This is a genomic window from Nakamurella sp. (assembly GCF_048594475.1).
In the GTDB taxonomy this organism is placed as follows: domain Bacteria; phylum Actinomycetota; class Actinomycetes; order Mycobacteriales; family Nakamurellaceae; genus Nakamurella.
On record NZ_JBMDXT010000469.1, the window covers coordinates 1 to 11,653 of the forward strand.

An 11,653-nucleotide genomic window follows, 5' to 3' on the forward strand; every position below is an offset into this window, starting at 1 on the left:
CGCCGGCCCGGCGCACTCCGGCGTCGTGCACCCCGCCGGCGGGTCGGCGGGCCGGCCGGCCCCCACCGGCACCGTGGCGCAGCGGTTCGCTGCCCCGGCCGCGGCCACGCCCGACGCGGTGGCCGTGGTGGCCGGCGAGCACCGGCTGACCTACGCCGAGCTGGATGCCCGGGCCGACCGGCTCGCGCATCGGCTGATCGAGCTCGGAGCCCGTCCCGGGATGCTCGTCGGGGTCTGCCTGGAGCGCGGGCCGGACCTGATCCCGACGCTGCTGGGCGTGCTCAAGGCGGGCGCCGCGTACCTGCCGCTGGACCCGGTGCAACCGCCGGACCGGTTGGCGTTCATGATCGACGACGCCGCGCCGGCGATCGTGGTCACGCGGTCCGCGCAGCGCCCGCTGCTGCCGGTGACGCCGGCCGCCGCCGTCGTGCTGCTCGACGACCGGCCCGAGAATCCGGCGGCCGGGGTCCTCCCGGTGCCGGTGACCGGGGCCGGGCCGGACGACCTGATCTACGTCATCTACACGTCCGGCTCGACCGGCCGGCCCAAGGGTGTCTGCCTGACCCACGCCAACGTGCTCCGGCTGATCGAGACCGGGCAGGAGCACTACGCGTTCGACGAGACCGACGTCTGGCCCCTGTTCCACTCGTTCGCCTTCGACGTCTCGGTGTGGGAGATGTGGGGGGCGCTGCTGCACGGCGGCCGGCTGGTGGTCGTGCCGGCGGCCCTGCTGCGGGCGCCGGGCGAGTTCCTGGACCTGCTCGTCGAGCAGCGGGTGACCGTGCTCAACCAGACCCCGTCCGCGTTCCGCGGCCTGGTCGACCTGGCCGCGGCGGGCGATCCCCGGATGGACCGGCTGAGCCTGCGCGCGGTGGTCTTCGCGGGGGAGCGGCTCGACCTGCCGATGCTGGCGCCGTGGGTGGCCCGGCACGGCCTGGGCCGGATCGCCCTGGTCAACATGTACGGGATCACCGAGACCACCGTGCACACCACCTACCACCGGATCACCCGGGCCGATCTGGCCCCCGGCGCGGCCAACCGCATCGGCCGGCCGCTGGCGGACCTGAGCATCGAGCTCACCGACAGCGCCGGGGAGCCGGTGCCGGCCGGCGTGGTCGGCGAGATCCACGTGTCCGGGCCGGGCGTGGCCCGCGGGTACCTGGGCCGGCCGGCGCTGACCGCGGAACGGTTCGTGCCCGACCCGTCCGGCCCGCCCGGCAGCCGCCGCTACCGCAGCGGCGACCGCGCCCGGATCCTGCCGGACGGCACGTTCGAGTTCTGCGGACGGCTCGACGATCAGATCAAGATCCGCGGGTTCCGGATCGAGCCGGCCGAGGTCCGGACGGCGCTGATCGACCACCCGGCCGTCGCCGACGCGCTCGTCGTCGGGCACGCCGGGCCGGCCGGCCCGGCGCTGGTCGGCTACGTCGTACCGGTCGACGGGGCGGCGCCACCGGCGCCCGCGGACCTCCGGGCGGCCCTGCTGCGGCGGCTGCCGGAGTACATGGTCCCGGCCGCCTACCTGACGGTCGATGCCTTCCCGCTCACCCCGAACGGCAAGCTGGACCGGCGGGCCCTGCCGCGGCCGGAGCTCGCCGTGCCGGCCCGCCGCCCGTACGTCGCGCCCCGCACCACGATCCAGCGCCAGCTGGCCCGGATCTGGTCGCTGATCCTCGGGGTGCCGGATGTCGGCCTGCACGACCGGTTCTTCGACCTGGGCGGGCATTCCATCGCCGTGGTCCGGGTGGTGGCCGAGGCCAACGCCGTCGGGCTGACCCCGTCGCTGCGGATGCTCTACGAGAACCGGACGCTGGCCGAGCTGGCGGACGAGCTGGAACCGCCGGCCCCGGCGGAGCCGACCGGCCCGGGCACCACCGCGACCCGCCCGACCGCCCGGCCGATCCCGTCGCCGGTGGCGGCGATGGCGCAGCACCGGGTGCCCGGGGTGTCGATCGCGCTGATCGAGGACGGCGAGCTCACCCGGTGTGCCGGGTACGGCGTCGTCCATGCGGGCGGCGACCCGGTCGGTCCCGAGACCGTGTTCCCGGTCGCGTCGGTCAGCAAGCTGGTGACCGCGGTCGGTGCACTGCACCTGGTGCGCGGGGGACGCCTGGACCTGGACACCGACGTCAACCGCTACCTGACGGGCTGGCAGGTCCCCGGACCGGACCCGGTCACCCTGCGGCAGCTGCTCGGCCACACCTCCGGCCTCACCGCGCCGGAGCAGGCCGACTACCCGCCGGGCGCCCCGATGCCCGCCCTGGTCGACCTGCTGGCCGGCCGGCCGCCGGTCGACTCGCCCCCGATCGTGCCGGAGTTGCGGCCCGGCACCGAGTTCCGGGCCGCGAACAGCAACTACGCGGTCGTCCAGCAGGTGATCGAGGACGTCGCCGGCACCCGGTTCGCCGACGTCATGCAGGAGCTGGTGTTCGGCCCGCTGGGCATGACCCGCAGCAGCTTCGACCCGCCCGTCCCGGCCGGCACCGCCTGGGGTCACGACGCCGACGGGCGGCGGCGGCCCGAGCCGTGGCGGCTGCGGCCGGACACCGGGGCCGCCGGGCTGTTCTCGACGGCGGCCGACCTCGCCCGTATCGCCATCGAGATCCGCCGGGCGGCGCTGGATCTGGGCCCCACGCTGATCGGGCCGGAGCTGGCCGCGCAGATGCTGCGGCCCACCCCGGGCGAGTTCTACGGGCTCGGCACCCTGGTCGACGACAGCGGGCCGGACCTGGAGTACGGGCACACCGGGGAGTGCACCGGCTTCCGGGCGCTGGTGTTCGGCCGGCTGCACGGCGGCGACGGCGTGGTCGTCCTGACCAATTCCGACGCCGGCAACGGGGTCTTCCAGTACCTGGCCGCCGCGCTCGCCACCGCCGAGGCCGACCCGACGATGAACAAGGAGCTCCCGCGATGACCGATCTCCTCGACGAGCCGGCCGTTCTCCCCGCCTGGCCACCGGAACGGCCGGCGCGGTCGATCATCTCGATCGACGACCTGACGGCACCGGACCTGACCGGCCTGGTCGACCGCGGCGTGCAGTTCGCCGCCGGGGCCAGGTCCCGGGCGCTGGCCGGCCTGGTCACCGGCATCCACTTCGGCAAGCCGTCCACCCGCACCCGGACCGCGTTCTCGGCCGGGGCGCTCCGGCTGGGTGCGGGCGTGATCGCTTACGGCCCGGGCGATCTGCAGCTGAGCACGGGGGAGACGCACGAGGACACCGCCCGGGTGCTGTCCGGCATGCTCGACGTCCTGGTCATGCGGACCGCCGAGGACGAGGCGATCATGCGCCGTTACGCCGAGCCGGGCGGGCTGTCGGTGATCAACGCGATGAGCGCCCAGGAGCACCCGACGCAGGCGCTGTGCGACCTGTCCACCCTGCAGGAGCACTTCGGCCGGCTCGGCGGGCTGCGGGTGCTCTACGTGGGCGAGGGCAACAACACCGCGACCGCGCTGAGCCTGGCCCTGATGCGCTGCCCGGGCGTGCGGCTGGAACTGCGCACGCCGACCGGCTACGGGCTGCCGGCCGACTACCACCGGCGCGCCCGCGCGCATGCCGCCCGTTCGGGCGCCACCCTGCACGAACGGCACGACATGCTCGACCTGCCGGCCGATGTCGACGTCGTCTACACCACCCGCTGGCAGACCACGGGCTCGGCCAAGCACACCACCGACTGGCGATCCACGTTCGACCCCTTCCGGGTGACCGAGCCGCTGCTGGCCGCGTACCCCGGCGCGGTCTTCCTGCACGACCTGCCGGCCCACCGCGGCGAGGAGGTCGACGCGGCCGTCCTGGACGGCCCGGCGAGCCTGGCCTTCCGGCAGGCCCGGATGAAGATGTTCAGCGCCATGGCGGTGCTGGAATGGTGCGCCGCCGGCCGGTCGTCATGACGCTGGAAGTCGCCAAGGGCCGGCAGCGCGACCCCGAACCCACGCCGCTGCGCCGCAACCGGGCCTACGTGCTGCTGTGGACCGGGGCCGGCGCCTCCATGCTCGGGTCGCGGATGAGCGCGATCGCCTACAGCCTGGTCGTGCTCTGGGCGACCGACTCGGCCACCAGCACCGCGATGGTCGCCTTCGCCGCCCTGCTGCCGTTCCTGGTGACGCAGCTGCCGGCCGGGGTGCTGGTGGACCGGTTGGACCGGCGCCGGGTGATGATCGGCTGCGACATCGGGCGGGTGGCGCTGATCGGGGTCGCCCTGACCACGGTCGCGCTGGGCCACGTCTGGGTGCCGCTGCTGATGGTGATCGCCTTCTGCGAAGGCAGTCTCACCGAGATGTACTCGATCGCCGAACGGGCCGCGGTGTTCACCGTGGTGCCGGACGAGCAGCTCGGGGTGGCCGTCGGCGCCAACGAGGCGCGGTCGGAGGCGGCCGGCCTGATCGGCCAGCCGATCGGCACCTTCCTGTTCAGCGCGCTGCGCTGGCTGCCGTTCGCGGCGACCATCGTCTCGCACGTGATCTCGCTGTGCACCCTGCTGCTGATCCGGCAGCCGCTGCAGGGGCCACGGCCGGACGGGCCGCGGCCCAGCCCCGTGCAGGACGTCAAGGAGGGCTTCGAGTTCGTCCGCTCGCAGACCTATCTCAAGCGGGCGCTCGGCCTGATCGCGGCCAGCAACCTGCTGTTCCAGGTCCTGGCCCTTGGCCTGCTGGTGATCGTCAAGGACCAGGGCGGCGGGCCGGACACCATCGGCTGGATCCTGCTGGCCAGCGGCATCGGCGGCATGCTCGGCGCGCTGTCCAGCAACCTGTTCCTGCGCTGGGTCGGCGTCCGCTGGATCTTCATGGGCGTCAATGTGTTCTGGACGGTGCTGATGACCGGCATCGTGTTCTTCCAGCAGCCGCTGGCCCTGGGCATCATCTTCAGCCTGCTGCTGTTCGGCGCCGGGGTGGCCAACGTGGCCGGCATCGTCTACACGATGAAGGTGGCCCCGGAGGACATGCAGGGCCGCATCGGGTCCATCGTCTCGCTGATGGCCTCCGGCGCCAACGCGCTCGGCGCCCTGGCCGCCGGGGCCGTGCTGGACGCCCTCGGCGTGCGCACCACCATGATCATCGTCGGCGCCGCGATGTTCGTCATCGCCATCCTGGCCATCCTGGCCTTCGGCGGGCGCAAGGCGGCGGCCGCGGAGGCCGCGCTCGGCGATCTCAACGAGTGAGCACCGATCGCCGGGTGGAGCTGGCTCCACCCCGCGGCCGGGAGATCGGGCTACTGACTCCCGTCCGCGAACCGAACACCCTGAAGGAATGCGGATGAAGCGAATCGGAGTGTGGTGCTGGCGCCGGCGCACGCTGGTGGTCGGCATCTGGCTGCTGGTGATGGCCGGTGGGGCGGTGGCGATCGGGCCGCTGTTCGCCGGCATGGGGGACACCACGACGCTGGCCGGGACCGAGACCGGCCGCGCCCAAGCCGTGATCGACGGCGCGATCGACCACGGCGAGCAGTTCTTCGCGGTCGTGGACGGCGTGGACGCCGGCGCGGCGACCACGACCGCCGCGCTGAGCGCCGCGGCCGACGACGTCCGGGCGATCGCCGGGGTGCAGAGCGTCGAGGGCCCGATCGCCGCGACCGACGGCCGGGCCGCGACGCTCCTGGTCACCCTGGCCCCGGCCGAGTCGCAATACCAGCCGTTCACCGACGCCGGCACCCGGCTGGCCCAGCTGTCCACCGCCCTGCCCGGGGCGAGCGTGAGCATCGGCGGCGGCGACCTGATCGGCGACGACGCCAACGCCGCCGTGCAGGACGACCTGCGCAACGCCGAGATCTGGTCCCTGCCACTGACCCTGGTGCTGCTGCTGATCGTCTTCGGCGGGGTGGCGGCCGCCGCGCTGCCGGCCGTCGCGGCGATCGCGACCATGCTCGGGGCGACCGCGGTCCTGCTCGGCTTCTCCGCGGTGGTCACCATCAGCGCGGACGCCATCACCGTCGTGACCCTGCTGGGGCTGGGCCTGTCCATCGACTACGGGCTGCTGCTGGTCGCCCGCTACCGGGACGAGCTGGCCGCGCGGGGCGACCGGCAGGAGGCGGTGGCCGCGGCCTGGCACACCGCCGGCCGCACGATCGCGTACAGCGCGCTGACCGTCATCGCCGCCCTGGCCGGGCTGATGGCCTTCGACGTCGGCGAGCTGCGCGCGCTGGCCGCGGCCGGCATCGCGACCGTGATCGTCGCCCTGCTCGCCGGTCTCACCCTGACCGCGGCCCTGCTCGGGTTCGTCGGTCGCTGGATCACGCCCCGGCGGGGCCGGCGCCGGGCCGGCTCCCGGGCCGGCTCTCGGGCCGGCACCGACGGCGAGTCGGGGTTCTTCGCCGGCCTGGCCCGGCGCACCCAGCGGCGGCCCTGGCTCACCCTGGCCGGCTGCGCGGTCGTGCTGCTGGCGCTGGCCGCCCCGCTGCTGCACGTGATCATCAAGGTGCCGCAGCTGGAGGGGCTGCCGCGGACGCTGGAGTCGGTCCGGGTGGCCGACGTGCTGGACCAGCGGTTCGGCATCAGCAGCCAGGCCGGGGTGGCCGTGCTGGCCCGCACCGACCCGGCGACGCTGGACGCGTACGCCCAACGCTGGGCCGGTGATCCCGAGGTGATCCGGGTCGAGCCGGCCTCCGAGGTCGGGTCCGGGGTGTCCATCGTGGTGCTCGACGCCCGCGGGGACGGTCAGGGCGCCGGGGCGCAGGCCCTGGTGGACCGGCTCCGGCAGGATCGGCCGGCCGGGTACGAGTCGTGGGTGACCGGGGACGCGGCCCGGCTGATGGATCTGCAGGACGAGCTCGCCGCCGGACTCCCGCTCGCGGTGACCATCGTGGTGCTGTCCATGCTGGTGGTGCTGTTCCTGATGACCGGATCGGTCGTCGTCGGCCTGAAAGCGGTCGTGGTCAGCGCGCTCTCGTTGGCGGCCACGTTCGGGGTGCTCACCGCCGTCTTCCAGGACGGGTGGCTGGCCGCACCCCTGGGCATGCTCACCGTCGGCGGGTTGAGCCCGTCCATGATCGTGATCGTCTTCGCGTTCGCCTTCGGGCTGTCGATGGACTACGAGGTCTTCCTGCTCGCGCGGATCAAGGAGTACTACGACGCCGGCCAATCGCCAGACGCGGCGGTGCGGCACGGGCTGCAGCGCAGCGGCCGGATCATCACCTCGGCCGCGCTGCTGATGTTGATCGTGTTCGCGTGCTTCGCTGCCGCGGACATCGGTGCGCTGCAACAGATCGGCCTCGGTCTGTTCGTCGCCGTGCTGATCGACGCCACGCTCGTCCGGTGCCTGTTGAGCCCGGCCCTGATGACGGTTCTGGGCAAGGCCGCTTGGTGGGCCCCGGCGCCGCTGCGCCGGCTGCACGCCCGCATCGGCCTGCCCGAGGCGACGGCCCTGCCGGTGACGGTGCGCACCGGTGACGCGGCCGCGCCGGACGGGGGCGCCGAGCCGTCCGTCCCGGCCGCTGGGGCTGATGCGGCTCCGGCCGGTGACGCGGTCGCGCCGGAACCCGAACCCGCCGGCTCCCGGACCCGCTGACCACTCTCCCGGGCCCCACCCGCGGCCGTCGCCGGGGGTGGGGCCCTTCGTCGTTCGGTCCGATCCGGCCGAGGTTTCAGTGTGGACTTGTGGTCAATTATTACCGCAGTCGCAGGGTCGGGGTCTCCGGGCAGCTAAAAGACACACGAATAGTCCCTCCTGGTCCTGTATTCTCAGCACGCGGCACGCCATTGCTAACGGGCCCGTCAATTTAAGGAACGTACATTAAGATCGTAGGCCTAAATGGTTTCCACAATTCGAAAGGAGCCCAGGTGATCGAGACCGACGAAGCGTTGATGAGCATGTTCGGCGGAGTGGCACTAAGCGAAATATCCCTCAAGACTAGTTCGCAAAAGATAACACTAGATCGCGGCGTCACCGTAATTGTAGGACCAAACAATTGCGGCAAGACGACACTGCTGGCTGAATTGGAAGCGTTCTTGTGGGCGAGGACGAGTGCGACTCGAAAGATGGTAGATTCAGCATCAATCGATCCAGGAAGCGACATAAGTGCGGTTCTGCAGGCGTTTGATGAATGCGCCTCCAGTGAGGAATCCGAGCTGGTTCGTTGCTATAATTCTGAGCCGATGCTACTGACTCGGGCGGGGCTGCAGGTTTCGCGGGCGAATCTGGAGCGGATTTGGTCTGAGAGGACGCTGCCTGCGCACGCGGCGGAGGTATTTGCTCTTTACCTTGGTGTTGGATCAAGACTGGAGACAGTTTTGGTGGAAGCACCGGAGGTCCTGACGCCACATCCAGGGAGTCCACTTCATCAGCTATGGGGAAGCAAGAGGTTGGAGTCCGAGGTTGCTTTGCTCGTCAAAGAAGCCTTCGGAGAGGAAATCTTCGTCAACCGTTTTGGGAAGATGATCTCGATACATCTGGGAGCGGAAGCGCCGCCCGAGACCTCCGTTCCGGAGAAGAGCTACAGAGATATGCTGAAGAAGATGACGGCCCTCGAAGATCAGGGTCATGGAATGAGGGCATTTTTTAATGTCGCACTGCCCGTTGTCGCTGCTTCTGTTCCAATCATTATTATCGACGAGCCGGAACTGTTCCTCCATCCGCCGCAAGCCAGAAAGTTGGCCGCCATTTTGGCGAATCGCGGAAGACTGGGCGGTCAGGTCATAGTCAGCACCCATAGCAGCGACATCTTGCAGGGCTTCATTATGGCATGCGAAGGGACCGGCCTAGGTGTAGTACGCCTTACTCGGGAAGGCAGTAGCAACCGCGTCCGTGAGATTTCCGAGCAAGTCGCATCGCCTCTATACAGTGATCCGCTGCTAAGGTATTCGACTGTGCTGGAAGGACTATTCTACAAGGCGGTAGTAGTTTGCGAAGCCGAAGGAGATAGTGCCTATTTCTCCGCGGTCTACCAACATTCGATCAGAGTTGGCGATCCGCAAGGCGATATCCACTTTACCTATGCGCATGGCAATGGTCGGTTGTCCACGGCAGTTAGGCCACTTAAAGAGTCTGGAGTTCCGGTTGCATCTATAATCGACTGCGACACTCTGCTTGACAACGGAATCATGGAGCGTCTCGCCGATGCTCATGGTTTAGACTTCGAGCAGGTCCGCCTGGCCTTGGAGAAGGTGCAGACGTACGTCAATGACCCCACTTTTTCATTGAGACCCTCGCGTTCCACTGCCCGCGATGCCATCCTTCCCATTCTAGATCGCGAGGATTCTGAGTTGAGCCCGATCGAAGTTGAGACAATCAAAGAGGCCATCAAGCAACCTAGTGGGCGCCAATCGTTGAAGAGTCACGGAATAAGGCACTTGGAGAAGGATCGAGAAGTCGGGGAGGTGGCGAGAGTTCTCTTTGCCGATCTCGCCAGAAATGGGATCTTTGTCGTGCCAGTCGGCGAGCTCGAGTCGTTCCACCCTGAGGTCTCAAGGAAAAGGAAGTTGCGATGGATTGCACGAGTGCTAGGTGGTGAGCAGCTGTATAAGCAGGTAGGGCAGCAGCACGATTTTGTGGCTCGCGTGCAGGAATACTTACGCGAACAAGCGCTAAGCTGATTCCGCTCTCACGCCTCTGACTCGATCATGTACTGGATACTGGTGCGTGACTCGATGGCCAGACCCCTTCGAATTTCTGGCTGGGTGGATCGGAGTTTGTCTCAGCAAAGTGTCGGAATGCTGGGTGGAGACGCGTCGGTTTGACGGAGTCGCCAGCGGGCAGATAAGAGGATAGGTGCGCCTGCCGGCTCAAGCGGCGCTGACGGTCACGTCGCCGGTGCCGGTGTGCGCCTCGATGGTGCGGCTGCCGGCCGCGTCCTGGGTGACCCCGACGCGGCGGTCGCCGTCGTCGGTGTCGGCGGTCACCCGGTAGCCGGTGGCCGACCGGGGGACGGTGACGGTGACGTCGCCGGTGTCGGCGCGGGCGACAACGGCCTGCGGGTCGGCGGCGAATCCCAGCGTGATGTCGCCGGTCTCGGCGGTGGCGGTGACGGTGCCGGCGGTCAGCGCGTCCCCGGTGACCGACCCCACCTCGGTGGCCGCGGTGATCGGGCCGCCGAGCCCGGACAGCCGGATCTCACCGGTGTCGGTGCGGACCGACACCGGCCCGGTCAGACCGGAGAGGGCGGCGTCACCGGTGTCGGTGGTGGAGGTGACGGCGGTGCCGGCGGGCACGGTGATCGTCAGGTCGACCTCGCACCGCTCGCTGCCCGGGCAGGCGGTGACCACGGACAGCTGGGTCCCGGTCCATTGCTGCGTCACGGTCGGCTTCTCGCCGTCCCAGGTCAGCGCGGCCTGCACGGTCGCGGTGCCGGCCGGGCCGGTGGTGACGGTGAGCGTGCCGGCGTCGACCCGCACGTCCAGGGCGCTGATCTCCTGGGGGTAGGTCGTCGAGGTGGTGTCCGACGACGGGCTGCCGGACCCGGCCAGCGCGCGGTATCCGAAGAACAGCCCGGCGGCGAGAACGACGACCGTGACCACGATCCCGATGATCAGCCAGGTCCGGGAGGCCTCGGTGGGCGGCTCGTCGGTGTGGTGGGTCATGACGGTCATGATGGCCTCCGGAGGCGCGGATCGACGGCAGGATCGCCCGGCGGGCGGCCGGGTGGTGCCCTCGACGGTGGACGCGGGTCGCTAGGACGAACGGGTGGGCAGGGTCGCGCTGACGACGGTGGGACCACCGGCGGGGCTGTGCACGGCGAAGGTGCCGTCCAGCGCCCGGATGCGGCCGGCCAGCCCGGCCAGCCCCGAGCCGAAGGCCGGATCCGCTCCGCCGCGGCCGTTGTCGGACACCACGACGCGCAAGTCGCCGGGCCCGGCCGGCTCCACCAGGACGTCGATCGTGCTTGCGCCGGAGTGTTTGGCCGCGTTCGTCAGGGCCTCCGACACCAGGAAGTAGGCGGCCGCCTCGACCGGCCGGGGCGGCCGGTCCGGCAGGTCGACCAGCAGCCGCACGGGAATCGCCGAGCGGGCGGCGATCCCGGACAGGGCGGCGTCGAGCCCGAGGTCGTCGAGCACGGCCGGGTGCAGCCCCCGCACCAGGTCACGCAGCTCGGCCAGGGCCAGCTTGGCCTCCTCGTGCGCGTCCGTCACCGCCTGCCGGACGTGGTCGGGCACGTCGACCATGGTGGTCCGGGTCATGCCCAGGTTCATGGCCAGCGAGACCAGGCGCTGCTGGGTGCCGTCGTGCAGGTCCCGCTCCAGCCTCCGGCGTTCGGCGTCGGCCGCCGCGACGGCGTCCGAGCGGCTCTCGGTCAGCACCTCGACCCGCTGGGCCAGCGCCGCCGACCGGGTCGGGGCCATCGCCCGGCGCAGCAGCGACTCGTCCAGCGCGGCCGCCGCGGTGGCCACGGCCGGCGCCGTCAGCAGCAATCCCGCGCCGAGCAGGGTCGCCACAAGAATCGGCCCGACCCCGCCGATCGGGACGCCGAGCACGTCGCCGGGCAACGACCAGGCGAACGCGGCGGAGGTGACCCCGAGCAGGGCGGCGCACCACCACAGGGCCACCATCAGGCCCAATGTCGGCAGCAGGAGCAGGGACGCCAGGTGGTAGCCGATCTGGCGCCAGATCGACGCGCTGCGGGCTTGCGTCCACAGCCGGCGCCACCAGCCGCCGGGGGCCGGCGGGGGGGGCGGGGGGGGCCAGGGCCGGCGGGCGGCGGCGCCCGGGGCCAGCGACCGGATCCGGGCCC

The 11,653-nt window shown here is 70.8% G+C and carries 7 protein-coding genes; 5 read left to right on the top strand and 2 right to left on the bottom strand.

Going from position 1 to position 11,653, the window contains the following annotated elements:
* From ACOJUF_RS21085 to ACOJUF_RS21105, 5 genes are all read left to right on the top strand, one after another.
* Positions 1–2,914: amino acid adenylation domain-containing protein (locus ACOJUF_RS21085; protein ID WP_420123776.1), on the top strand; the 2,914-nt coding region annotated here is incomplete at its 5' end.
* Entirely contained in the window at positions 2,911–3,888 is a 978-nt protein-coding gene (locus ACOJUF_RS21090; protein WP_420123777.1) for an ornithine carbamoyltransferase, read from the top strand. The genes ACOJUF_RS21085 and ACOJUF_RS21090, both read left to right, overlap by 4 nt.
* Positions 3,885–5,156, top strand: coding sequence for an MFS transporter (locus ACOJUF_RS21095; protein WP_420123778.1), 1,272 nt, complete (start codon positions 3,885–3,887; stop codon positions 5,154–5,156). Before ACOJUF_RS21090 ends, ACOJUF_RS21095 begins: the two co-directional genes overlap by 4 nt.
* A gap of 94 nt (positions 5,157–5,250) precedes the next feature.
* Positions 5,251–7,497: an MMPL family transporter gene (locus tag ACOJUF_RS21100; protein ID WP_420123779.1), complete on the top strand. Its 2,247-nt coding sequence runs from the start codon at positions 5,251–5,253 to the stop codon at positions 7,495–7,497.
* 272 nt (positions 7,498–7,769) lie between these two features.
* Positions 7,770–9,521 carry an ATP-dependent nuclease gene (locus ACOJUF_RS21105; RefSeq protein ID WP_420123780.1) on the top strand — a complete coding sequence of 584 codons (1,752 nt, stop codon included), beginning with the start codon at positions 7,770–7,772 and terminating at the stop codon, positions 9,519–9,521.
* 189 nt (positions 9,522–9,710) lie between these two features.
* On the opposite strand, the gene ACOJUF_RS21110 is transcribed toward ACOJUF_RS21105, so the two are convergent.
* Both ACOJUF_RS21110 and ACOJUF_RS21115 read right to left on the bottom strand, forming a co-directional pair.
* On the bottom strand, positions 9,711–10,505 hold the full coding sequence (locus ACOJUF_RS21110; protein WP_420123781.1) for a DUF4097 family beta strand repeat-containing protein: 795 nt from the start codon (positions 10,503–10,505) through the stop codon (positions 9,711–9,713).
* A gap of 90 nt (positions 10,506–10,595) precedes the next feature.
* A partial coding sequence (locus ACOJUF_RS21115; RefSeq protein ID WP_420123782.1) for a sensor histidine kinase occupies positions 10,596–11,653 on the bottom strand: 1,058 nt, incomplete at its 5' end.